The 25421-nt window shown below is 39.6% G+C and carries 19 protein-coding genes; 14 read left to right on the forward strand and 5 right to left on the reverse strand.

Features of this window, described 5'->3' with window-relative positions; genetic code table 11:
* Nucleotides 1–74: 74 nt before the first annotated feature.
* The 4 genes from CSV61_RS08535 to CSV61_RS08545 all read left to right on the forward strand — a co-directional run bounded on the left by CSV61_RS08535 (nucleotide 75) and on the right by CSV61_RS08545 (nucleotide 6009).
* Nucleotides 75–2450 carry a hypothetical protein gene (locus CSV61_RS08535; protein ID WP_099638866.1) on the forward strand — a complete coding sequence of 792 codons (2376 nt, stop codon included), beginning with the start codon at nucleotides 75–77 and terminating at the stop codon, nucleotides 2448–2450.
* A 722-nt stretch (nucleotides 2451–3172) separates the two neighbouring features.
* Nucleotides 3173–4756, forward strand: coding sequence for an autotransporter outer membrane beta-barrel domain-containing protein (locus CSV61_RS08540; RefSeq protein WP_099638867.1), 1584 nt, complete (start codon nucleotides 3173–3175; stop codon nucleotides 4754–4756).
* Between the two features lie 340 nt (nucleotides 4757–5096).
* On the forward strand, nucleotides 5097–5258 hold the full coding sequence (locus CSV61_RS16795; protein ID WP_158233810.1) for a hypothetical protein: 162 nt from the start codon (nucleotides 5097–5099) through the stop codon (nucleotides 5256–5258).
* 25 nt (nucleotides 5259–5283) lie between these two features.
* The gene (locus tag CSV61_RS08545) at nucleotides 5284–6009 is read left to right on the forward strand and encodes a hypothetical protein (protein ID WP_099638868.1); all 726 of its coding nucleotides are present in this window, start codon (nucleotides 5284–5286) and stop codon (nucleotides 6007–6009) included.
* Nucleotides 6010–6311: 302 nt separating this feature from the next.
* Here the strand turns inward: CSV61_RS08545 and CSV61_RS16590 are convergent, their stop codons facing one another.
* The 3 genes from CSV61_RS16590 to CSV61_RS17185 all read right to left on the reverse strand — a co-directional run bounded on the left by CSV61_RS16590 (nucleotide 6312) and on the right by CSV61_RS17185 (nucleotide 7394).
* The gene (locus CSV61_RS16590) at nucleotides 6312–6521 is read right to left on the reverse strand and encodes a hypothetical protein (RefSeq protein WP_143561076.1); all 210 of its coding nucleotides are present in this window, start codon (nucleotides 6519–6521) and stop codon (nucleotides 6312–6314) included.
* A complete protein-coding gene (locus CSV61_RS08550) occupies nucleotides 6484–6690 on the reverse strand; it encodes a hypothetical protein (RefSeq protein ID WP_099638869.1) in 207 nt (68 codons plus the stop codon). The genes CSV61_RS16590 and CSV61_RS08550 overlap by 38 nt, the downstream gene beginning before the upstream one ends.
* 578 nt (nucleotides 6691–7268) lie before the next feature.
* Nucleotides 7269–7394 (reverse strand): hypothetical protein, encoded by a 126-nt coding sequence (locus CSV61_RS17185; protein ID WP_255408176.1) that lies wholly within the window; start codon nucleotides 7392–7394, stop codon nucleotides 7269–7271.
* 1477 nt (nucleotides 7395–8871) lie between these two features.
* Between CSV61_RS17185 and CSV61_RS08555 the strand changes: the two genes are divergently transcribed.
* From CSV61_RS08555 to CSV61_RS08600, 9 genes are all read left to right on the forward strand, one after another.
* On the forward strand, nucleotides 8872–9279 hold the full coding sequence (locus CSV61_RS08555) for a hypothetical protein (protein WP_099638870.1): 408 nt from the start codon (nucleotides 8872–8874) through the stop codon (nucleotides 9277–9279).
* A 371-nt stretch (nucleotides 9280–9650) separates the two neighbouring features.
* The gene (locus CSV61_RS08560) at nucleotides 9651–10544 is read left to right on the forward strand and encodes a hypothetical protein (RefSeq protein WP_099638871.1); all 894 of its coding nucleotides are present in this window, start codon (nucleotides 9651–9653) and stop codon (nucleotides 10542–10544) included.
* Nucleotides 10545–10690: 146 nt separating this feature from the next.
* Nucleotides 10691–12145 carry an Ig-like domain-containing domain gene (locus CSV61_RS08565; protein ID WP_099638872.1) on the forward strand — a complete coding sequence of 485 codons (1455 nt, stop codon included), beginning with the start codon at nucleotides 10691–10693 and terminating at the stop codon, nucleotides 12143–12145.
* A 482-nt stretch (nucleotides 12146–12627) separates the two neighbouring features.
* Nucleotides 12628–12978: an antibiotic biosynthesis monooxygenase gene (locus tag CSV61_RS08570; RefSeq protein WP_099638873.1), complete on the forward strand. Its 351-nt coding sequence runs from the start codon at nucleotides 12628–12630 to the stop codon at nucleotides 12976–12978.
* A gap of 337 nt (nucleotides 12979–13315) precedes the next feature.
* Nucleotides 13316–15880, forward strand: a complete 2565-nt coding sequence (locus tag CSV61_RS08575) for a S8 family serine peptidase (protein WP_099638874.1) — start codon at nucleotides 13316–13318, stop codon at nucleotides 15878–15880.
* A gap of 43 nt (nucleotides 15881–15923) precedes the next feature.
* Entirely contained in the window at nucleotides 15924–16340 is a 417-nt protein-coding gene (locus tag CSV61_RS08580) for a hypothetical protein (protein WP_099638875.1), read from the forward strand.
* Between the two features lie 356 nt (nucleotides 16341–16696).
* Complete coding sequence (locus CSV61_RS08585; RefSeq protein WP_099638876.1) at nucleotides 16697–18670, forward strand: sensor histidine kinase; 1974 nt, start codon at nucleotides 16697–16699, stop codon at nucleotides 18668–18670.
* Entirely contained in the window at nucleotides 18663–19649 is a 987-nt protein-coding gene (locus tag CSV61_RS08590; protein WP_158233811.1) for a response regulator, read from the forward strand. Before CSV61_RS08585 ends, CSV61_RS08590 begins: the two co-directional genes overlap by 8 nt.
* 797 nt (nucleotides 19650–20446) lie before the next feature.
* Entirely contained in the window at nucleotides 20447–22186 is a 1740-nt protein-coding gene (locus tag CSV61_RS08600; RefSeq protein ID WP_099638879.1) for a sulfatase family protein, read from the forward strand.
* Nucleotides 22187–22440: 254 nt separating this feature from the next.
* Here the strand turns inward: CSV61_RS08600 and CSV61_RS08605 are convergent, their stop codons facing one another.
* Together CSV61_RS08605 and CSV61_RS08610 are read right to left on the reverse strand one after the other, a co-directional pair.
* Nucleotides 22441–23613: an aminotransferase A gene (locus CSV61_RS08605; protein ID WP_099638880.1), complete on the reverse strand. Its 1173-nt coding sequence runs from the start codon at nucleotides 23611–23613 to the stop codon at nucleotides 22441–22443.
* A gap of 24 nt (nucleotides 23614–23637) precedes the next feature.
* Nucleotides 23638–24372 carry an IclR family transcriptional regulator gene (locus CSV61_RS08610; protein WP_158233812.1) on the reverse strand — a complete coding sequence of 245 codons (735 nt, stop codon included), beginning with the start codon at nucleotides 24370–24372 and terminating at the stop codon, nucleotides 23638–23640.
* A gap of 250 nt (nucleotides 24373–24622) precedes the next feature.
* On the opposite strand from CSV61_RS08610, the gene CSV61_RS08615 reads away from it, so the two are divergent.
* The gene (locus tag CSV61_RS08615) at nucleotides 24623–25387 is read left to right on the forward strand and encodes a dimethylarginine dimethylaminohydrolase family protein (protein ID WP_099638882.1); all 765 of its coding nucleotides are present in this window, start codon (nucleotides 24623–24625) and stop codon (nucleotides 25385–25387) included.
* Nucleotides 25388–25421: the final 34 nt, after the last annotated feature.

The raw sequence follows: 25421 nt of genomic DNA on the forward strand, positions 1-25421 counted from the left end.
ATAAGGATAGCGACCCGCTATCCTTATATGTATATATGAACTATTAAACAAACTAAACTATGAGGTGAATTAACTTGACGAAAAAACCATTTAAAGTATTGTCTAAGGCAAGTCTGGCAGGAGTTCTTGCTGTTTCAGCATTAGTACCAGTAGCAGCTGCAAGCGCAGCTACTAGCTACGCTGTAGATGAAATCATTGTTGCTGTTGACGGACAAAATGTTGCTATCTCCAAAGCAGTATATGATGCTGCTATCGCAGAAGGATGGATGACTGGAGCTACTGTTTCTTACGTTCAAAATTCCGATGGTAAATATTACTCTAAAGCAGTTTTAGATGAGGCAGTTTCCGAAGAATCTACTTTGGACAAAGCGCTTGAGCTATTGGCTGGATCAGATAAAGCTGAATCGATCACAACTGTTCCTGGTGAATTTGTAGACGGGAATCTAGTTCCTGAAGAAGAACAAGTTGCAGATTTGAAAGTTGAATCAGTAAGTGCGATTGACGAAACTGGCGTAACTGTTTCATTCACTGCTCTTACAGAAGCTAAAGAAGGCGCTACAATCACTGTTGTAGATCCTGCTGGTAAAACTGTTGAAGTAACACCTGTAAACCTAGAAGTTGGCGATACATCAGCTACGTTCGATTTCGTAACAGCTTATGAAGAGCTTCCACTAGGTACTTTTGTAGTTCAAGGGAAAGACTTCGATACAGAAGCAGTTGACGCAGTAGCAAAAGTTAATGCGGCTGGAAACGTTGTAACACTTTGGAATGCACTTCAGTCTAAATACTTCACGGGTGCTACAGAAGCAAACATCCAAGGCTACTTTGACTCAATTGCAGCAGATGCACCTGGTACAGTAGCAGACATTAATAAAATCATCGCTGATGTTAACAAAGCTAGCGAAGATGCAACTGCTGAAGCGACAACAGTTAAGAATGTTGCAGACGCAACGAATGTATTGCAGCTCCTTAACGCTTTGAAGGCTGGTAATTTTGAGCGCGTTAAGGATGCATGGATTACTGACTATGCCACTCAAGATGTAACACTTGCTGACGGCGTAACTACAGAGACCTTATTGGACCTTGGTTCAGCTAATTACTTTGGAGTAGAGGGTGCAGGCGCATCTATTGAAGCTATCCAAGCTGCAATTGATGCTCAGAACGAAGTGAAAGCAGACGAAGCAGTAACCGCAGCTGAAGGAACACTTTCTTCAGCTGACATTGCTGAAGCAAGAGCAACAGTTAACAATTATGTAGTTGCTGACGTTGAAGATGCTGATGCTACACCTAAGCAAGATTTGTTAGACCGTTTGGCATTGCATGACGCAGTTGTAAATGTTACAAAAGCCAACACTAACGCTAAATTGACATCAGCATTGAATGCTTTAAATACACTTACTGAAGATGGTGTTTTCGACATTGCTTCAGTGAACTCAAAAGAATTGAAGCGTTATGTAACTGATATTCAAGCAGCAGATTTAGCAGATAAAGATACAGCTGGAGAAATCCAAACGCTTATCGATACAGCAAATACAAACGCTGAAACAGCTGCACTGAACGCAGTTAAAGCAATCACTGAAGATACAACTACTGCTAAGGTTAAAGAGCTCCTTGTTACATTAGCAGATCGTTCAGCATATGCTTCCGACGCATTTGATGGGGAAACTGTTATCGATGCATTATTAGAAGAATACAGAACAGCAATTGCTACAGCCGATGCAGCTGACAAAGATACTGTTGCTAAAATTCAAGGGTTTATCACAGTAGAGAACACTCCTGATCAAGCCCTTACAGATCTATATGCCACAAGTGTTGATTTTGAAGACCCAGATGCATTGTTGGAAGCTCTTCAAGCCAAAACTCTTAACTTGAATGTAACTCCAGCTAACAAAGATGCATACCTTGCTGATACGACTGCAATTCAAACCGCTGCAAACACAGGTGCTGACGCAGAGGCTAAAATTGCTAACGTACAAGCAGCAGTGAATGCAACTGACGCACGCGTAGCTCTAAATGCTGCAACTACTGACACGGCTGTAAGAACTGAACTTACTAAGTTTGTAGTTGCTAATGGTGACTCAAATCCTTCTTACGTAAATCTATCTGCACAAGGCAAGCTTGAAGTAGCTGGTCTTGTATTGGCTGAGAAGCCAGCAGCCGGCTATGCTACTAACACTGCATTGGCAACTGAAATTAATGACCAAGTTACTGCTCGTGGTACTTTGCTTACAAATGTAAATGCTGCTGATACTATCACTAAAGTTAATACAGCATTGACAGCTTTAAACTACAAGCCATTCGCTGATCTCTCTTCTACACAAAAAATCTCAGTTGCTGAAGCATTCCTTGCGAACTTCCCAACTGACAAAGACGGAGCAAAGGTTGCTTATACTACTTTGACTAACATCAAAGCTGATATCGACAAAGCAATCACAGCAGTAGCCGAATAACAAAATTGCGAAACGTTACTCTATAAATTCATAGCAATGTGGATGAAATGAGTGAAGGATGCCTCCTCACTAGAATTAAATTTTTAGTAAGGAGGCTTTTCTTTAACTATATACTGTCAAATGTCGGGAGAATTCCCTGACCTATGGAATAGCCTAATATACATAGTGCCTAATCCTCCTGCATGCTATATGGCTTACTCGCCATTATGCATGAAGCCAGGTGAAGTCGTAATACGTGAGAGTCGTATGCGGGGCTCCTTAAAAGATTACTATGGTTAAGCAGATGAACCCATGGATTAACGCTACATCAGCTAATGAATGTTCTACAAAGAACCTTCGGCTGTACATTCATCTCTCTGTTTGAAATGACAAAGTTGAATCCAACACAATTCAGGCTGTTAAATTGGATTTTCTGATGACGCATAGTGGGGACCTAACGTAATCAAAACAAGGGATGACGGGTATGGAACGTTTGAGAGCTTCAGTGCCTAGGGAGAGTAATTCCAGTGAGGTGCTGAGGAAGTCAGCAGGTTCGTAGTAGTGACGATCACTGGCCGTTTATACAGAGGTGGTAACATCTTTGGAGGAGAAAAGCAGTGGGAGCGAAGGAACCTAGTCGGTGGAAGTTAATCCATCGATAGCACGCCGTATGCCATGAAAGTGGCACGTACGGTGTAGACCGGTCGAAATCCATGGCAGGATAGACACGGAATGGTAAACCATTGCCAACGCCACCTTCAGCAACGAAAGTGGTAACGAATAAAGCACAGTTTGATGCGGCTGTTAAGAACACTGCAATCAAGACAATCAAATTGGGTGATAACATTACAGGCGATTTAACCATTGATCGTTTGGCAAACCTAGACTTGAATGGAAGAACGGTTACAGGGAACGTGGTAATCGCTACACAAGCAACAGGAACTATCGATATTTCTGCTGGTACAATTACTGGTAACTTGACTGTGACGGCTCCTGCAGCGACTATTAACAATAGTGCCACTGTAAAAGGAACAGTTACAATCAACGACGTTGCAGTAGGTACGTGGAATGAGAGTGCTGACTTTAATAAGTTTGTAATCAATGATAAGACTGGTGTTATTTTTAATGTAAAAGCCGGTAAGAAAGTTGCCAAGATTGAAGTAACAGCACAAGCTGCTGGTGGTGCTGTACAAATTAACAATGAAGGAACTATTACTGAGTTAGAAGCGAATACTGAAGTTTCACTTGTAAATGAACAAGGCGCTGCAGTGACAACAGTAAGTGGAACTAAAGATGTTGAGATTACTGGAGACGGAGCGGGAAATGTTGATGCAGGATACCAGGCTCTGCAAAATGCTAAAGCAAAGGTAAATGCCTTGGTAGCAGCGATGACTGATAAAGATCTTACCGTTGAAAGTAACCTTATTGCTGCTGAGAATGCATTAGGTGAAGCTCAAACAGCTTTACAAGCAATTGAAAACAACCCGAATACTGAAGGATTATTCAATGAGACAAATGGCCGTGAAGCAACTATTCAAACAGCTCGTGCAACCTTTAACGCTACGAAGGATCTTTCTGTAGCTGAAGCAGCTGTAAAGGCAGCAGAGCTAACTAACCTTGAATTAACCGACACTAAAAAAGTTGCTGTTGAATCAGCTATTAAGAATTTAGCGGCTGTTAATGGTAAGAGTATTGAGGTTGTAGCAAGTGAAGATGGCAAGACAGTGATATTGAAGAAAGCTAACGCTTCTGATGTTTCGGTCACAGTCAATCCTACATTTGTAAAAGCAATAGATGGAGCTGGAATTGCAAGAGTTACAACAAATACTGATACCAAAGTTTCTGTAAATACAACATTGCCAGAAGGACTTACAATTGGTGATTTAGAATCCCTTTCTGTATCACTTTCAGATGACAGTATTGTGTTAACTACAAACACCTTAAATGCTCTTGGTCACTTCTTGCATGGGACAGAGAAGGATACATTTGATTCTAAGTTCACTAAAAAGCTAGTTGAAGGAAATGTAAGCTACTGGAAAGGCATTTATGAAGGTATCACTTCTGCAGACAAACCAGTTGTTGCTGAAGAGGATTGGAAAGCTGGCACAGTGATACAGCATCCATCTGCTGGAAATATAAGCGCTATTGACACTTCTTTCATTAAGAGAACATCTGATCTGGATGGCATGGCTAATCTTGAGAGTAGAAGTGCTTGGAACCAAGGGGAATATGATCCAACAAATGCTCCATCAAAAGTAATCGTGAAATTTGTAAGAAATAATGATAACGTTACTTATGTGGCTACTCTAAGTGGAGTAACTAGATAAGACAACAAGAAAGGACTGGCCTTCGGGTTGGTCCTTTCTTTTTTGGTTTGGTAGAATTGTAGAGAAGGCGGAGGAATGTGATTTAAGGTTTTCATTATTCTTATACTTAGTTCCAGTGTTGTTGCTGCTATAGTTTCTTACCTGTCGACATAACACACAAACATTCGCAGTCATAAAGTAGTACATAACGGAAGAACGTCAAAGATGGCGGCATGATATAAAACAAAGCGTTGCAGAATTTTGCTCAAGCAACGACCAAGAGAAAAAGAGTCAGCTTATAACCTTTATCACGTTATCGTTGAATCCTTGTGATACAGAAGATCAAAAGAGTGTGGCTTGTTTGAATGCATTGCTGGAAGATCGAAATGATGAGAAGCTTCAAGAATTAGAAAAAAGAGTTGCATTTTTACTGAAGCATGATTGGGAAAGGGCTAAAGACGAAGTCGGTATGGGAAGTAAAAAGGTCGATAGAGAAAAACAAGAGTGTGTAAATCTGGAATAAATAGATTGAGGTGAGAGGGATGCATATGAATGAAAGGGCATTAGAACTTTATTCTGGTAACCATTTGATAAGAGCGCTTATAAAAAATTATTCACTTTGCGGTATTCCAGTAGGTGAATTGATTGATTCACTCGCTACCGAAGCATATAATAAACTTCACGTTGAACGAGCAGCTATCTTCTTCGAAGAATTAGACAGAGGAAATATCGAGTTATCGCAGGAAGTGATCCAGAGCGAAGAGTTCCTGTTCTCGTTGTTTGCTGCATTGAAGGCTTCTTTGTATACTCGCCAAAAAGAAAAAGTCCGGTTCTTTGCGAAGCTGTTTGCAAAGCATCTCACTAAAAATCAGTTCAGCCAGGCCGATGAATACGACGGTTATCTGAAAATTTTGGATGGGCTGACCTTTCGGGAAATATATATGCTCTATCGGCTCAAACAATATGAAGACACGGCGCATCTAATAGAAGTTGATGAAGATGACGAAGATAAAGATGATGAATTACGGATAGCTGGCCGGTACTGGAGAGACTTCTCGCGAGAGATGCATGAAACACTTGGTATTGAATATCCAGAGATTGCAGGCTTGCTAACACGCGCTGGTAGGACCGGCTGCTACGCACCTATTACGAGTATGACACTCGGCTGCCGCGGCGATCGAGGGAAGACGACGCGGGTGTTTGAAAAGCTTGCGGAGATGATTGGCATGAAGCAAGAGGACTTCCCATATTATCGAAATGCCGGATTGATGTAAAAAATACGAATAAGAAAAGGACTGAGCACAAGTGGCTGAGTCCCTTTCCTATTTCATATTCTTATTAATACTTACATATTTGTTCTTCTTTAAGTATCTTTCCTTCTTCTAAATCCATTAACATCACAAATATATTACCTCGAAGTGAAAGTGGTGGTCTATCTAAAAAAACATTCAAACATAAACTCATTATTGACAGCTATTATAAACCTATCAGTTTCCTCTAAATTTATCATTGAGATAAACCCATAAGTATTCATAATGTTTGATACAATCGGTCTTTTAATATCATTTGGTGTTCCTTAAAATTCTACTAACCATCTCTTATAAAAATCATCTTCTACTTCTATTTCTAAATCTACAATATGTCTATCACTAATTTTCTTTTCTACACTCCACTTAAAAGGCTTCTCATATAACTCTGATAAAAATACTTGTACAAACTTCTTTTCTAAATCCCTAATTTGCCTCATTCTATTTCTTGGAGAAGTTGATATCTTCTTCGTCTTCATCTTCATTAGATCCTACTATATGGTCGGCAGCGGTCATTAACTCTTTATAAGTAACTTCATCCCATGCTTTATCTGCTAATTTTGCAATGATTTCGGGAGCCGGTGGTGATTCAATTAAACTTCTTAAAAATCTGGATATGTGTGCGGTGCTCACCCCTGTCGAAATCAAATAGTCCATCCGGACAGAAATTGCTTTGATTTCACTGGATGGCTTTTTCTATTCAACAGTATTTCAGGATCTTAATAATACAATTCGAGGGAAAGCAAAGGCGGAGAAGAAGTTGGACGTGCCAAAACAGTCTTTTACAAGACTGTTTTAAAATATTAAGTTAGTTGAAATACGCTATTTCCTCATAAGTATGATAGAGACCATCCAATGTAGAGGTGGCGTCCAATTGGATATCTACCGCCAAAGTGAGAAAGTAAACTGGCGATGGAATTGGTGATTTTCCGTTTATCCCTTGATGTATTCCGTTAGTAGAATACGTTGAAGTTGCTAATTCAACGGAATCACTTGATCAATCAACTTCCTTTTAATCGTACCGATTACTCTTTCAGCATAAGCATTTTGAAAAGGTGATCAATAAGCAGTTCTCCTTACCGTAACATCCGACGATTGTAAGAAAGCTTTGAATACTTTGGAATGAAAAATTGGATCATTATCGTGGATATAATATTTAGGAGATTTGCCGTAAGATGTTGTATTTTGAAATTGCTAAATTGTCCATTTTGCTGTTGGATTAATCGTTACGATGAAAGAATAATTTTATGTGTTTTATGGTGGATAATCATCAAGACATGAACTACGTTAAAGGTAAGTGTAGGAATCGTTAAGAAATCGGTTGCACAGATTTCTTGCTGATAGTTTTGCAAGAACGTCCTCCAGGATTGGCACTGTTTTTCGAAAGGCGACTATTTTCCTTATGTACTCGTTAAAATAGCTGGATTGTTGCAGACAAAATTGTATGCCACCCACTTTTATCCATCTCCGCTTCTGATAGAATTTGAAAGCTGTTCGATGCTAACGAATTACAATTTCGGGTTTAACCATCACTAAAGACTATTTCCGACTATCAGAATACTTAGATAGGAGAGCCGAGAGTTGACGGAATGCTGTCGTCGAACGTGGTTTTGGGATTTTTTTCTTTCAAAACGATGGACATATGATGCAAGTTGGCTCTTCAATGCGATATTTTCCATATAAATTGAATGCCGTGATATAAAATTGTTTTTAAAAAATGTAACCAAATAACCTAGACACTCCTTACTATGCTTATAAAGTGAACTTAAAAATGACAACATACAGATTCCTCCTAATTGTATAGATAGGTTTAACATCGATTGTATGCAACCAGCAGTTGAAGTACTAGTACATCCCCTATTCTATTAATAGAGTAATATAGATCCGAAAATGGTTTCTAGAGAAGCCTGTCTATGAGTGTAGAAAGAAGGGAGTGTCGTGACGGAGAGATGTGAGGTGGTGATTTATACATCCAATAAATGTATTAAGGTTGGTAATGAAAGCAATACCCTTCGTTATCCATGAAATTTAAAAGACGGGTATAGGTAATTATTTCTGTGATCTCAATTGCGTCGTCAACAAGTTCTTTGACCACTTGAATTGCTTTGTACATGTACAATCTATTGCATTGTAACCCCTTGAGTTGTCTTCTACATCAGGATGAGACAAAAAACAACCTACTTATTGTAAGCAACTTTAGTGAGCTATACGTGTTGAATACCCTGTTTGGCAATTAGCCTATTATATAGTATCAATAAAAATTGTTAGAAGTTGCTACAGCAGTCTAGTTCTTTATGCTATTACTTAATGTAATACCTAGAAGTAGTAGTTGAAATGTTAAAACTCATTTTGAATGTCGTTGTGTTAACCTCAGCCATTCACTATTTCATCGAACAATATTAAGTCCTGTTTTGGCTGGCTATAATCAAAGGGTATCTTATCTAATCCCGGATATACTATCCCTGAATTAATTGACCGCTCTTCTATGGTAAAATACAAGTCGAAAATTGAACAGGTGGACTAGGACGAAGCAACTGACCAAAATATTGAGGGGACATACGACGTAGAAATAGTTGTTACTTAACGTATAGCAGTGCTTCAGTGGCTTTACTATTTGTCCCCTTATAATTTATTTCGGCAGTATACCTGCCTGTTAAAGCATTCTAAACTACAGGTACTTGAACAATAAAATAAATTAAATATATTTTATATGTCCTATTATCCAATATTTTAAAATAGCATTGAAAGAATAGAGAAAATCTGGTAAAGTTAACTTGAGTATAAATGCTTAAAGCCTATATAACTATTATCTAAGGAGGATTTAATATATTGAAGAAAACATTAACATATTCACTAGCAGCCCTAGTAGCGGCTACTGCATTAGTACCAGCCGTTTCCACCGAGGCTGTTAGCGCAAATACAATCCAAGAATTAGTATTTACAAAGGATGGTAAAGATATCAAGATTTCAAATTCTTTATATCAAGATGCATTCACTGAAGGTCTTGTTAGAAATAATGATTTGAAGTACATTCAGTTAGATAACCTAAAATATTATAACAAAGATTTATATTCTGATGCTATCTCAGAGTTTAATTCAAATGCAGAAGCTCTTAAGTTTTTAGCTGGATCTAATAAACACAGTAATATTACTCCAGTAGATGGAGAATTTAAAAATGGACAACTTGTTGCTAAAGAACCTGTTGTTGAAGTTTTTGAAGTAGAGAATATCGAATAAATTATTACTACTACATTAAACGAGTCAAAAACTAGTCGAATACATAAAGTCATCTGATTATGTTTTGAATCAGATGACTTTTTTATAATTCCATACTTCAGATTTGAACATTAGTAAAACTTTGATAATTCGAATATTATTGTTCACCATTTTGACCTTATTCGACTTTTATCAATTTATTTTTATAAAGTAATCATTCTGGTTTATTATTATTGTTGCCATTTGAAACGAACTATTCGTTATTGCCTGATGGAAATCGAAGAAATTATGAATTTATAAGGGTATGTTTTCTAGTAATATGAATATATTCTGTTTGTTTTACTGAACATCCTTTATACTTAGACTAAGGTATGTTTATAGGAGGAACGAATATGTTTAATTATACTGCATTGCCGGGCAGTTCAGGATATGGCTTTTCAGACGAACAAGATCAGATGAAAGGTATTTATTATACAGCGCTAGAAGGACGAGATGAAAGAAAGGTATACAATGAACTAAACGAAAGACTAACATTGATTGAAACGGTTACTACGCTTCATGAAGCTGATTTAGCCGCAATTGAAGAAGATGCTAGTGCTATTATAGTGTCTATTGAATTAAAAGAAGAGATCCAGTTACGTATAGAGTGGATGAAGCGTTTATACGAAGTACAGTACAGTTTATCTTTCCCAAACACTTTAAGTGATTTGGAGCGCCTACGTTCGTTGATTGTGCCAGTTCAGACATGTCCATTAAAGGTAGTACTAGTAGCTGAATTGGAAAATAGGATTGCATCTCTGCCCGTTGAAACAAAACAAATAAAGGAAAGTGCTCTCGATGAATTAATGGAACAAGCAATAGAGCAAGCGGGTGAAGAGTTCATTAATTTAGGCGCTGCAGGAAGAGCTCATGTAGTAGAAAAGCTACTTGTAGATCGAGGAGCGCTTGTATCGATTGATATGGTCCAGCAAGCAAGCGTGTCGTTAGAACGACAAGTAACTGAGCTCCATGACTCATTGAATATAGAGGATTTTCGAATGAAGTTGGAAGCTTTGCCGTTACCTGTATTTACCCACTTGTCAGAGGAACAAAAAGATATAGTGGCTTCAAAGCTACAAGATTCGAACGTGTGGCAAGGGCTCGCTTCGCTCAATCGAATGATTGATCAGTTGGATCGAACGGAAGGTACACTGAAAGAGTTAGACCTATCGAAAAGTGAAGATGGCAGAATTGCGACTGCATTCGATATATCTAAACTGGATAGCGGGAAAATTAGATATCACTGAGTATATTTTTGAGACTGGCTTACGAGCTGGTCTTTTTTAATTGGTTTGAAACTTGGTAGGGTGATAGTACATTACTCTTTTGAGTCTATATACACAATACTATAGTAATGGTATTATTTACTTACTATTGTATTGGAGGAATTTTATTGAAAACTACTAATGTTTTATTTTACACGCTCTTGATTATGATTCTGGCTAGCGTGACTGCCGTACCACAAAAAAGTTTTGCGCAAAATGAATTAGAAATGAACGATGGAGAAATGACTGTAACGCGGATCTTAGATCAATCTACTCGGCTATTTAATACCGCATTAGTTAATGAGATTGACAATGAAAAAACGAGTGCTACTAAATATTTTTCAGCAAATACACAGGCGCACTTTTTCTGGTTGTCCCTTCGTGATCGCGAATATAATGCTGTTACAGGTATTCTGGCAAGCCGTTTGGAAATGATTCAACATGGACAAGTGGTTGCGAGAGCCAATCAACTGGACTCATATAGTGTGATTGGTGAATATCAAACAAGGCATTTAGAAAAGGTGAATTCTTTTCAAAATGTAAACGGAGAAAATACGGTAGATATTGTGCTGTATTTAGGAAGTAAAGAAGTTGCGCGAGTGAGAGACTTTAGTGTCTTTGTGTATGAAGATCCTGCAATCAGTTTTGTGAATCCTTATCAAATCGGCGTACAAAGTGAAAAGTTTGGCTTTTCATTAGAAATACTCAATGTCGATGAATCGCAAGCTGTAGATAAATATTTACGTGATGAAGAAAATAACAGAATAACAAAGATCGATAAAGTGGTTACAGATTATTATAACGAAGATGAAAATACTAGGAGACTAGATTTCGGTCTTTCGTTCATCGATCCACAATATTTACAGGAATTCACAACGTATAATGTCGTTGTTGAAGTAAATGGACAAGTTATTCAGAACCCCGTAAATGAAGAAGTTTATTTAGCGGAGGATTCGTATATCGACACTACGTACCATGCACAAATGACAGATTTGAGATATAGAGGATTGGGTATTAATTTACTACATAACAATCCATACAGAATAGTGATTGAGCAAGATGGCAAGGTTACAAAAGAGTTGAATGATATTCAAGCCTTTTTCAATGAAGAGACATATAAGGAAGAAATCAACGTAAAGTTATTGCCAGAGTATTTTACGGATTATGGTGGTGCGTATACTATTAAGGTATATAACGCATTGAATAAAGAGATGAAGTACTTTGAATTTCTAGTAGAGAAAGATGTCGTAAATAAAAATGATATCACTATTCCACTTGAAGGTTTTAAAACGTTTAAGAAGAGAGAAGACATCAAATCTACCAAAACGTGGTACGTAACGTTCAATAAGGCGGTAGATGAAAATACAATCAATAACAGTAATACATATATTATTGAAAAAGAATCGGGTAAGTCCGTGAAAGTCGGGTATGCCTTACAAGAAGATGGAACCATGCTAGAAATTACGCCAGAGAAAAACTTCACTTCTGGTATGACGTATATTCTCATTGTAGACCAGCGTGTAACATGTGGAGAGGGTAAGCAGTTAAGCGAACCAGCTGCTATTGAGTTTACGGTGAAATGATTGTTATGAGTGCCTGATTCTTACACATTTATATAGTGGAGAGAGTCAAAATAGAGCAGATTTGCGGTCAATTGGAGATTCTGTAAAGTGTACGTGCTTTCCACATAGTTCTATGAATTGTATGTAAGGATAAATAAAGAGAGACTGCTAATCCAAAAAGTGATGGCGGTCTCTTTGGCGTTTGTAGAGGTTAGAGTGTTTTATCAAATGTTAGTGGCAGGCATCGTGGGATGGTTTGGATGTCTATATATCCAAGTGAAGGGCTAAAAGGCGAAGAGTAAAGAGGAAAGGAGCAAATAGCCTCTGGATTTTAAAAACTGTAATGATTTTGCGGGATCCGGCATCTTTTCCTGGCGTCCTTCGCGGATCATACCTTTGAATGTACACAGTTGGAGTAAAGGAGTATCCTTAGGGTATAGACACTTACGACGCGCAATTTATTGTGCGTTAACATAAGCATTCATTGATTAGGAGGCGCTCATATGAGCCAGATGACGGCAGTTAATGTAATTCGAATTGAAAAAGGAAAGGGTCAAGAAGTTGCGGGACGTTTTGAAAAACCAAAAGCTGTCCATACGTTTGAGGGATTTGTTCGGATGGAAGTGTGGATGAAAGAAGATGTTGAAGATCATGATGAACTTCATATTTGCACTACATGGGAAGATGAAAAATATTTTGAAGCATGGCGTAAAAAGCGAGCGGTCGATAAAGCACAGGCTCGTGCTATGCAAGAACAAAACCCTTCTGTACAGCCAGAACAAAATCCGATTCTTGGAACTGAACTATCCACATACTTGACGCTCGTTCAGCATTTGCCGGCTGAAAAGGAGTAACTCTAAGCGCGGCTTGGCACGGGTACCAGGTCCCCACACAATTCAGACACTATTTTGACAATTAAAAGATGATAAAACGAGGAGCTTCCCATTTCTATACATCGGGAGGCTCTTTTTGTGCGCTCAGCATGGGCAAGTCTATAGAATGCAAGTCAGCGAGGAGCTCTTCAACCGAGAAATTAGTTGGATAGCTTTTTCATCCAATCAAGGCGGCATATACGCGATGAGTAATAATTTAAAAGATAGCAAATAAGAGATAATCATACTGGATATTAAGATTCTGTTAATTGGATATACATGGTAAGATATAGTTAGAAAAGTAGAGAAGAGGGATAGCTTGGGGAAAAAGTGGAGTAGATTGCTGCCAACCTTGTTGGTATTACTGAGTCTTTTTGTGGTGTATGCATTCAGTTCCGTGCAAGTCAGTGCCGAAATAGAGGAAGAAGCTAAAGAGAGAGAACTTTTAGTGGAGTTTGCAGAAAGTCATCGATCATTTTCTTCTTCCACTGATGTTACTGGAGTGGAAAGCAGAGAAGAGATTGCGGAGCATGTGGAATTGTGGCGCTTGGACAAGGGGGAAGATCTTCTTAAGATGGCGGAACAATTGAAAGAAGAACCAAATGTATTAATTGTTGAGCCGAATTACAAGCGAGATTTGCACTCTTCGACGAATGATCCATATCTTTATACTCAATGGTGGGTCCCACAAGTGAAGCCACAGCCGATTTGGATGCGAGTTGCAGAACAAAAGAAAAACGCGGTTGTGGCTGTCATAGATTCGGGTATTGCTATTCATCATGAGGATTTGCAAGGACGTATTCAGCAGGGGGGTTACAACTTCGTTCATAATACGATGGACGTGACAGATGTCAATGGTCACGGAACTGCCGTTTCAGGTGTCATAGCTGCTTCCTCAGGGAACGGCATAGGCATTACTGGAATTGCTGGGTCGTATGATGTGAAAATTTTACCCCTAAAAGTGTCTCATCTGTCCGGTAGTAGTTATGTATCGGATTCAATTAGAGCCATTGATTATGCAATTGAGAGAAAAGTAGACGTGATCAATATGAGTCTAGGTAATGACCAGTCATCCATTCTGGAACAGAATGCCGTTCAGCGTGCTGTCAGGGCAGGAATTACGGTTGTGGCTTCGGCCGGGAATGAAGCATTAGAAGGCAACCCGGTCAATTATCCGGCATCTTATCCTGAAGTGATTTCCGTCGGTGCAACAGATCAACAAAACAGACGCGCTTCCTTTTCGAATTATAATTCGTATGTAGATGTAGTAGCACCGGGGGTTGGCGTTTATACGACAGCACTGACGAATACGTATAAACAGGCAAGCGGGACGTCGTTTTCTTCGCCAATTGTAGCAGGGGCAGCCGCACTTGTGAAGTCACTACAACCAGACGCTTCGCCGGCACAAGTCAAAGCGTATTTAGAAGGAACAGCAATGGATTTGGGTCAGCCTGGCAAGGATACGCATTACGGTGCAGGCCTTCTAAATCTGGAGGAATTGAATGATAAACTGCTGCCAGCGGTTGTTCCTGTTACGGGAGTAAACATTCGTCATAAAAATGTAACGATAGATTTGGATACACAACAGAAAACAGCATTCAGTACTGAACGCGTGTCTGAGCAATTGGAATCTCTGCGGCGTCAGAAAGCGGTTTATTTTGAATCGGAACCAAATGATACGTTCATGACTGCTAATCGCTTGCCTCTTGGAAATAGCATCGTAGGTACGATAACAGATTATTATTTCGATATGGATCACTATCGTTTTACTTTGGATACGCCAGGGACGTTCTCCATGATTGCCAGCTGGATTGATGATTCGTATATTAGCCACCAAGATAATGAATATTTATTTGTAGGAATTCATGATGCCCGGCAGGAGCTGATTGACGTAGCTAGATTGACTACTACTTCAGGCGGCAGGCAAGATATGTATTACTCAAAACAATTACCTAAAGGTGATTACTACTTAGTCATTCTTCAGTCCTCACCGTATAAATACTTATTCACTGATGCCGAATACATGATTACCTCACTATTTACACCGGTTAGTCAGCCGAAGCCTGAACCTGTCCCTACCTTTTTATTCGATAGTATATTTATGAAGGTCGGGTTGAATGACCAGTTCGTTATGGACATAGAATCAGATGCACAGCTGAGTTCTACGAATGAACAAGTTGCGACTGTAGATCAAACAGGAAAAGTCTATGCGACGGGCTACGGCTCTGCAAAGCTATTGTATAAGAGCAAGAGCTTGACCAAGGAAGCGACCGTAAAAGTTGCCCGGAATTCGAAATCGAAAACGGCTGCTTTGTTCGAACAAATTTCACCTATAGACGCGACAAACAAGGAAGTGACGTGGTCCTCTTCCAATCCAACTGTAGCTTCAGTAGATCAGTATGGCATCATTACAGGTGAAAAAGCTGGGAAAACAACAATTACCGTAACTACGAATGATGGTGGCTTTACAGCAAGTTCAACCGTGACCGTCATAGGCGGAGCGCCACCCGAGTTTATAGGTACTCACCCTGATCTGTCAGTAGGACAAAACAAAGTATTCACTGTTACTTTTAGTCAGGATTTAAAGGTTGGGAAGGACTACAGCAAAGATATACTGATTTCCCGCTCACCAGAGCATTCAGATCCCATCACAGCATTCACTGCCACAGTCGATCCTTTAACGCCAAATAAGCTATATATTCAGCCTAACAGCAGTTGGGAAGAGGGTGTGCATTACATGACGATCAGTAAAAGCTTGCAGAATAAAGATACTACCCCATTAGCCAAAGTAGCCCGATTGAAGTTTGATGTGATTGGTAACTTTACCGATGGAAAGACCAATGAAGTGAAGCGTTATGAACGTGTGTTGTCGGGTATGCGTTGAGGCCCGCTTAGACACACAATCCAGTGGATAGGAGAATGTAGACATGCCGAAAACATATATTGTAAATACGAATAAATCCAACAACACTGCGAACGAAGGAGAAATGTTAACGCAACAAAAGGTGGCGGCTTATTATACCCCGTGGAAATATTTTATCGATGAAATGGAAGCGGGAGATATTGTGTATTTGTACAGTAATGGGCAAGGAATTATTGCACGTGGCATCGCTACAGGAATAGTGGAAGTCGCAGATATTGGAGCTGAGAGAAAAGAGGAGCATTATATGCATCTTGACCGCTTTGGAATATTGGAAAATCCGCTTGCTCCTTCAAAAATCACGGAAATCGCTCAAACTGCAACGGATTGTAAGTATGTATTGAAATGGAATCAGACTATGATTCACTTGCCGAATTTCATTGGATTAAAGGTTTGGCAGTCTATTACGAAACATTGTATGTAATGGAAGATACGTTTAAGTTAATCGTGTAAAAAACTATATGTGGGCATCATACAAAACGTTGCTTGACTGAGAAAATCAGTCAAGTAGCGTTTTTGTTTATTGGATACTTTTTTCCTTAAATCAAAATAATACTATTAAGTAACTTGATAGTATTATAAAATGACTTTAGGAGAAATAGGCAGTAAGGATCTACTGCTGATGGATCGCCGTGTGCGATGAAAGTCACTTGCATACGGAATGTTTGGATGATCATCTTGCGCTTAAAAGAAAATTCGAAATATATATATATTAAGTACTAGTAAGGTCTTCATTCCATGGTAGAATAATAAGAAATAAAGGATAAGAAGGTGAGACTATTGAAACGTAGTAAGCAATACTTTGTTATTGTCATTGTCATAACGTTGGTAGCTCTTGCCTATTATTATTCACATGCCCTAAAGGGAGACGCTTCCATCAGCCACGGGAAAGTTGATCTTTCCGAGACAGATTTTCTAGAGAAAGGCGTAATTGCCCTCGATGGAGAGTGGGAGTTTTATTGGAAACAGTTATGGAATCCTGAAGATTTTATGAATGATCCGCAGCACGATCTGCAGTATACGGTTGTTCCGGGAAATTGGTTGCACGATCAAGAGGGCAATACGTATGAACGTACGGGCTATGCAACGTACAGGATGGTGGTTACAAATATACCGTCAGATACGAAGTATTTTGGTTTGTTGAAAGCGAATATACGAAATGCGAGCCGGATATTCATCAATGGAGAATTGGTGTTGGAGGATGGTGAGGTTTCAGAGTCGCCGAAAGCGAATGTATCGGGTAATAACTCGGTGGCGACTTTTTTTGAATTGGAGAGTTCAACGGCGGAAATTATTATTCAAGCGGCCAATCATGATTTTATCGTTGGGGGTATAGCGAGATCGATCACGTTTGGAACACAAGATGAGATAATACAATTGCATCAGCAGAAATTCCTGTTTGAGTTTGCCATGATTCTTTTTGTAGTGATCATCGGTCTTTTTTATCTTTTCTTGTTCTTGGTCAATGCGGATTATCGAAAGAAGGAGCCCGCCACGCTACCGCTTGCATTGAGCTGTCTTTTCTATGGAATTATGAGCAGCATATACAGCGAACGAATTATTACCGTGATCACCCCGATGATGAGCATGGACAGCACGTTTCGTTTTGGGCATTTAATAAGTGCTTTTACCGTTATTACGGTGTTGATCGTGCTCAATCAAATCAGCCCCATCTTTTTATCCAATCGAATACGTAATGGTATGTTGATTTTTTACAGTATTTTTATTGTAATCATTCTATTGCTTCCCATGACTATTTACTCCAATATACTAGAGTTTTACATGGTGACCACAGTCGTCTTTTACTTTTTTGTATGGCTAAAAGTGCTGTGCCTGTTTATCAAAAAAAGCGGACCTGAAATTGAAAGTATAGAACATATTGCCATGATTATATCATTGCTTAGCGTCTACTTATTTTGGTTTGACATGATTTTATACAGTACGGGATTAAAAGAGGACATGTTGATTTCCTTCCTGACAATCGCCGTCTACAGCATTGCTATGTCTGTCCTGTTGATTTTCCGGTATACGAGCTCCTACAAAAAGAATGAAGAATTGTCGACGCAGTTGGTTGAAACGTTCTCTACGCTCGATCAAACGACGAAGATCGCAGAGAGAAATGAATTGGCCTTTTTACAAGCGCAAATTAAACCCCACTTCTTATTTAACACGCTTAGCAGCATTATAAGTCTTTGCTATACGGACGGGGAACGTGCAGGCAAGGTCCTGTCCGATTTGTCGAACTACCTGAAGCGGTCTTTCCAAATAGATATCCATACCGATTACGTCACGATCGAGAATGAATTGAAATTGATCAAAGCGTATGTCGAGATCGAGAAAGTACGATTCGGCGACCGGATTGACATGGTCTATGACGTCGATGAAGAAATTCTTTCGTGCAAGATCATTCCTCTCATTATCGAGCCTCTTGTTGAAAACGCCATCAGGCACGGTGTCTTAAAAAATAAAAGCGGTGGCATATTGAAATTGACGTTAAAAAAACAAGATCACGGTATATATGTGTGCGTACAAGATAACGGCAAAGGCATGGATCCGCATCAATTGAATGCCATTAGAAGCGGGGAACGAAACCTGAAATCGCTGACAGGTAACGGTATAAGTTTGGCGAATATCCATACGAGGTTGCAAAGTTTTTATCAAACCGGGCTACACTTTGAAACAAATCCCGGAGGAACGAACGTCTATTTTATTATTCCTTTACACGATGACCAGGAGGAGACGACCGATGATTAAAGCGGTATTGGTGGACGATGAGATATTAGTATTAAACTACTTAAAGAAAGTTGTCGGGGAGACAACCGGTATTGAAGTAATCGGTACGTTTACGGATCCTGAACTCGCGCTAGTTGAAATTCCTCGATTGGAGCCGGACGTGTTGTTTTTGGATGTAGACATGCCCGAAATGAATGGAATGGAGTTAGGGGAAAAACTCATCCAGACTCACAATCCTGATGAAATGGCGATTGTTTTTGTCACGGCATACGAGCAATATGCGATGCATGCTTTCGAGCTGAATGCGATTCATTACATTTTGAAGCCGGTAGACAAGCAGTCGGTAGAAGAAGTTTTGAATAGAGTGTACAAAATAAAGAGGATGACGCGAGACGAGACGAAAACGGTGGGCGAGATTTGTTTGTTCGGCAACATGCATTTGCGTATGAATAATTCCCGAACCGAATTTATGACCGCAAAACTCGAAGAACTCCTTGCCTTATTGATCATGCATCGAAAGAAAGGCATCAGCAAGTGGCAGATCATTGATATTTTATGGGAAGAATCTTCTATGGAAAAGTCTCAACAAAATCTCTACACGATGATCTTCCGGCTCAAGAAAACATTAAAAAATGCCGGCATTCCTGTCAATTTGGAAAGGAAAAACGGCATGTATAAAATCATGCTACCGGGAGTTCACTGTGATGTAATCGAGTTCGATCATTTTATGGACAAAAAACTGAAAATCAACAGCCAAAACCTCGAGGAGTTTGAAAAAGCCGTCACCTTGTATCAAGGAGAATTGTTCGATGGGAAAGGCTATATCTGGTGCGTGGGTGAAACGGAAAGCTATTATCAACAATACGTCCGTCTGATTAACGAACTAGTCAACTATTATGAGAGGAATACGTGTATAACTCAATTGGGGAATTTGATTGATAAAATCAAGCCGATAATTAGGGAAGAAGACTTGGAGAACTTGATAAAAGAAAATATGTAAGTGAGTCTGAGACATCATAAACAAGAGTGTAGAGGAATGAATACCAATCTTCTATGCTCTTTTTGTTATATATACATGGATGCATGCGTGTCCCGGGGCAGAATGGAGTCAGTCAGTTTTTTAGCTTTCAATCATTTACATGTAAGAAAAAAGTAAGGATAGCTTGCTATACTCTGTTTAACGTAGCGTACTCATACTTTCATATACAAGTACTTTATACTATTGATCCATAGAAAAAGTCGAAACCCTTTCTGAAAAAACGTCTACTTGATTGTAAACTAAAGGAGATGAGTAAGATGCCAGCTTATTTGGTTAATGAATACTATGTGTTTACGTCTTATGAGGATCTATCTTCCCTTATTCACGATATTATCCATTACTCCCTTCTGCCTCCGCGACAAGACAGGCATTCGTTCTCTATACTCGTGGGTCAACTGGATACGCAAACCCTTCAGTTTGAAGGGGACAATGGCAACTCCGTCCCAGTGCGTTATGAAAGGAAGGAGGGGGTGTATTATTCTGTTTGACTTGTTGCTGATATGGGTACCAGGTCCCCACACAATTCCCACACAATTTACGTAAACGAATACAGAAGAGATGGGTCCTCCTATAAATTAAGAAAAAGCGTCAACTCTGAACTTTAGAGTTGACGTTTTTTGGTGACACAAACGGTTTACATCACAAGTCATACATAGTACATCATCAATTTCAACTTATCCAAAGAATTCACTCAATCATATTCCTATTCCCAACATAACCTATAAAAGCACTACTAAAAGTAGGAAGGGGAATGATGTATGACAAACGAATTCCATTATGGAGAGTCGCAACCGAACATTCTGTTTTTAATGGTGGACCAGGATCGATTTCCGCCAGTTTATGAAACAAAGGCGATACAAAAGTGGAGAAGAAAGAATTTAGTTGCGCAGAATTTATTACGAAAAAATGGTCTTTCATTTTTGAACCATTATGCAGCGAGTACGGCTTGTTCTCCTAGCCGGACGTCATTATATACAGGGCACTATCCTTCATTACATGGTGTCACGCAAACGCCGGGTGCCGCAAAGGGTTCTTTCGATGCGGATTTATTCTGGTTGGATCCGAATACAGTTCCAACTACAGGGGACTACTTCCGCGCTGCAGGCTACAAAACGTTTTGGAAAGGGAAATGGCATGCGTCGGAACCAGATATCCTTATTCCAGGAACAAAAAATTCATTGCCTAGTTATGATCCAAATACGGGGGTGCCTAATAAACAAGACGAAAGGATATATCGAAAAGCAGACCGTCTGAATGAATACGGCTTTTCCGAGTGGATTGGTCCAGATCCGCATGGTGCGGATCCCAGAAACTCCGCTTCATCTGCAGGCACGGGAACGAGTGGACGTGATGAAGTGTATGCAGCGGATACCGTGAAACTGATAAAACAACTAGATAAAGATAGACATTGTGATAAAAAGGATACCCCTTGGTTTATTCAATGTTCATTCGTCAACCCGCATGACATTGCATTGTATGGACTGTTTTCGGCCATTTCTCCCAACTTTAATTTTGAAGTGGATCCCACACTACCTTATATCCCGCCCGCGCCAACTGTTCACGAATCGCTGCAGTCGAAACCGTCAGTACAGGAAAGTTATCGACAAACATATCCAAAAGGACTTCAGCCTATACATGACAATAACTTTTACCGCCAGCTTTATTACAGTCTTCAAAAAGAAGTGGATAATGAACTCCTCAAAGTCCTAACCGCTCTTCAACAATCCAGTTTTTTGGATAATACGATCATTGTGTTCACTTCGGATCATGGCGAGCAACTGGGGGCACATGGCGGCCTATATCAGAAATGGTACACGATGTACGAAGAATCCATTCATGTTCCTCTCATCATTCATAGCCCAACACTTTTCAAAAAAGCAGAATCTACAGACATGCTAACGAGTCACGTTGATATTCTACCTACTCTTCTAGGTTTAGCTGGAATTGACGTTGCGGCCATACAACGCAAGCTATCCCGCGATCATACAGATGTACAGCCGCTCGTTGGAAGGAATCTAACACCGCTCATTTACGGCCGTGACCATTTCTTCCGAGCAAATGAACCGCTGTATTTCATGACAGAAGATAATGTCTTCAAAGGGCTCCACCAAACCAACCCGATTACTGGGCGTCCCTATGAACAGGTTGTCCAACCAAGCTCTATCGAAGCCGTCTTTGCTTCATTTCAAACGGGATGCAACCATGTGTATGAAATTTGGAAATTCGCCCGATACTTCGACAACCCTCAATTTTGGTTGGATCCCGGAGTCAGTGATACGACACTGGTTGAGAAGAATGGGTGCTTGGTGGAGATCATCAAGACAGAGCCGGTTTGCGATCAATTTGAAATCTACAATCTGGCCGAAGATCCGTTAGAGACGAAGAATTTAGCTGATCCTGCTTATGCAACGGATGAGACAGAGGTGATTCGTTGTAAATTGGAAAAATTATTGGCGGATCAGCGTTCTGAAAAACGATTGAGTCCCGGGGGGCAATAGGTGTTTAATAGGGGGTGCCAGGACCCCACACAATTACCTGAATACGATTGTAAAATCCATCTATCAGGGAAGTGATACAAGGAGGAAGCAAGTGTCTTTTGAAGGGATAAAGACCTTAACGTAGGCCAGAAAATAGAGTGGATGAACGAACATTTCACCAATCATATAATGTAAACGAAAAATGCGTGCTTATGCGAGAAACTATCTGGATGGTTTCTCGCGTAGGCACGCTTATAAAATGTAGTGAAATATATTTACGCTTCTTGCGCCAGTTTAGTTAAGAAGCGCTCGAGACCATCCATGCCTTTTACTAATTCCTCCATAGATTGTGCGTAGGAAATTCGTAAATACCCTTCACCGTATGAAGAGAATGCGCTGCCGGGAATGACGGCAACGTTCGCTTCTTCAAGTAGGCGGGTGGAAAATTCTTCAGAAGTTAGTCCCGTATTCTTGATGGAAGGGAAAATATAAAAAGCACCTTCAGGTCTAGTCACGTTCAGCCCCATCTCTTTGATTCGTGAGTAGACGAAGTCTCTTCTTCTTTTATAATCCTCTTTCATCATCACAATCTCTTCATGATCTGCGCCTTGTCTTAACGCTTCAATGGCTGCATATTGGCTAATGGAAGGTGCGCAAATAGCGTTAAACGAGTGAACGGCATAAAACTGATCTACTAGATAAGCGGGCGCAAAAGCGAAACCAATTCTCCATCCTGTCATCGCATGGGACTTGGAGAGACCGTTAATGATAATGGTTTGATCTTTTAATCCTGGCACTGCACCAATTGAAAAATGCTTACTCTCGTAGACTAGTTCGCTATAAATTTCATCCGAAATAATAAAGATATCTCTTCCGCGAAGTAATTCACCAATCTCTATGACTTCTTCTTTAGTCAAGGTAGTACCAGTTGGATTGCTTGGGTAAGGCAGTAGAACACAACGGGTTTTGTCGGTTAGTTTCTCTTCAATCATAGAGGCGGTCATTTTGAAATCAGTATCCGTTGTGTCTACATAGACAGCTTTTGCGTTACACATTTTAATCAAAGGTTCGTAGCCAACAAACACGGGAGCAGGCATGATGACTTCAGAACCCTCATCAAGGATCGTCCGTAGTGCAATATCCAAAGCCTCACTAGCGCCTACTGTGACAATGACTTCGTTTTCTGGGTTGTATTTCAATCCATACAGCTTTTCCACGTACTCGCAAGCGGCCTGACGGAGTTCGTATACTCCGGCAGTTTCTGTGTAGTCTGTATGATTGTCCTCCAACGCTTGAATCGCAGCATTCTTAATGTAATCAGGTGTAGGAAAATTAGGTTGTCCGAAAGTCATATTGACGGTGTCAGATGATTTATCTATCAAGTTTGAGATCTTACGAATACCTGAGATTTCGATATTTCTCACGTTTTTATTCAGTAAATGTTTCATAATTGGATCTTCCCCTCTATGCTTTTAATTTTGATAGCCCATTTTCCATGAGATTTTGTTGACTGTATTCGTGACCTCGTTAATGACCTGTTCTTTTTTTTCGGCGGTCATTGTGGAACTTTTAATCTTCACATTCACTGCTCCGATAATATCCCCGTAGTGGTTCACTACAGGTGCTGCAACTGTAGTGATCTGGTCTTCATTGTCCTCGCCAATGGCATAGCCATCTCGCTTGATGTGATGTAACTGAAGAAAAAAGTCGTCTTTTTTGTTTTCTGGAATCAGCTCTTGAATGATTTCTTCTACTTTTTCTCTCTTCATATGGGCTAACATAGCCAAATTAGCCTCACCTTCGTGTAAAGAAGAGCGCAATCCTAGTTTTTCATGAGCCAGAATGGTTTGGTTTGTACAATCAATTCGTTCAATGATGATGGATTCCGAACCAATGGGCTTTCGTAAATATACGCTAGCTTCTACTTGCTTCATTAAGGATTCTAAATCAGGCCGTACCACACTGACATAATCCATCGTGTCATACATTTTTAAGCCGTATTCTAACCAAGTGATGCCGAGTCCGTATAATTTACGCTCTTGATCTTGTTGTATTAATTCATGCTTAATCATTGCGTTAAGTATGCGATGAATGGAGCTAACAGGTAAATTACATTGTTTGGAGAGCTCGGTAATCGATAAGAAACGATTGGGTTCACTGGAGATAAAACAATCAATTATTTTCATCGCCCGAGTGATCGTCTGCATTCGCAACCCGCCTTTCATTACAATCAAATTTAATAGAGAAAAAGAATATTTAAGATCCTTAGAAGGAAAAATAAATTTGCCATATAACTGAAAATTTCGTATTGACATTCAATTCTGTTTCATTATAATGAAAATATATCCCATTTACAACAAAAACTTTCCGCACAGTGGAAAGCATTTTCGTTAATGAATTTGAATATATTTGAAAACGTTTACATCTAGTTTTATAAAAAAGTAGGGGGAATGCAACATGTTATTTAAACAGACAATTGTCAAGAAACCTGGAAAAAGCTATTTGAATGGATTGACGACTTCTGACTTAGGGGAACCAAACTATGAAAAGCTTCTTCAACAACATGAAGAATATGTGAAGGCACTTAAAAGTTGTGGAGTGGCAGTACATGAACTGGATCCGAGTGAAGAGTTTCCGGATTCTTGCTTTGTGGAAGATGCGGCAGTAGTCGTACCGGAGTTCGCGGTGATTACAAACCCTGGAGCAGATTCACGTAACAAAGAAATTATTGAGATAGAAGAGGTGCTAAAGAATTATTACGATGAGTTCCGCTATATACAAGGGCCTGGCACATTAGATGGCGGAGATGTTATGCAAATTGATAAAAACTTCTATATTGGTATATCCGATCGGACCAATCAAGAAGGAGCGGATCAGCTTAAGAAAATTCTTGAAGATGCAGGATATCATGTAACGATTACAACGCTGGAAGAGTTTTTCCATTTGAAAACGGGGATTACATTCCTTGGTGATCAAACAGTAGTTGTAGCCGGGGAATTTATCAACCATCCGGCATTTGCTGAATATAAAAAAATAGTTGTGCCGGCTGAAGAAGAATATACAGCAAATACTATTCGTGTGAATGACAAAGTGATCGTTCCTAGCGGTTTTCCTGAAACAAAGCAGAAAATAGAAGAAGCAGGCTTTAATGTACTTGAAGTAGAGATGACAGAGTTTCAGAAACATGATGGCGGTTTAAGTTGCTTGTCACTGCGTTTTTAACTAAGTCAACATTCTCATCTTTGTTCCATACTTA

This window comes from Sporosarcina sp. P3 (genome assembly GCF_002743415.1).
Lineage (GTDB): Bacteria > Bacillota > Bacilli > Bacillales_A > Planococcaceae > Sporosarcina > Sporosarcina ureae_A.

Coding starts and splice junctions, on each gene's coding strand:
- CSV61_RS08545 (WP_099638868.1), top strand. CDS start 5,284: ATGAATGAAAGGGCATTAGAACTTTATTCTGGTAACCATTTGATAAGA.
- CSV61_RS16590 (WP_143561076.1), bottom strand. CDS start 6,521: ATGAAGACGAAGAAGATATCAACTTCTCCAAGAAATAGAATGAGGCAA.
- CSV61_RS08560 (WP_099638871.1), top strand. CDS start 9,651: ATGTTTAATTATACTGCATTGCCGGGCAGTTCAGGATATGGCTTTTCA.
- CSV61_RS08570 (WP_099638873.1), top strand. CDS start 12,628: ATGAGCCAGATGACGGCAGTTAATGTAATTCGAATTGAAAAAGGAAAG.
- CSV61_RS08580 (WP_099638875.1), top strand. CDS start 15,924: ATGCCGAAAACATATATTGTAAATACGAATAAATCCAACAACACTGCG.
- CSV61_RS08590 (WP_158233811.1), top strand. CDS start 18,663: ATGATTAAAGCGGTATTGGTGGACGATGAGATATTAGTATTAAACTAC.
- CSV61_RS08600 (WP_099638879.1), top strand. CDS start 20,447: ATGACAAACGAATTCCATTATGGAGAGTCGCAACCGAACATTCTGTTT.
- CSV61_RS08605 (WP_099638880.1), bottom strand. CDS start 23,613: ATGAAACATTTACTGAATAAAAACGTGAGAAATATCGAAATCTCAGGT.
- CSV61_RS08610 (WP_158233812.1), bottom strand. CDS start 24,372: ATGCAGACGATCACTCGGGCGATGAAAATAATTGATTGTTTTATCTCC.
- CSV61_RS08615 (WP_099638882.1), top strand. CDS start 24,623: ATGTTATTTAAACAGACAATTGTCAAGAAACCTGGAAAAAGCTATTTG.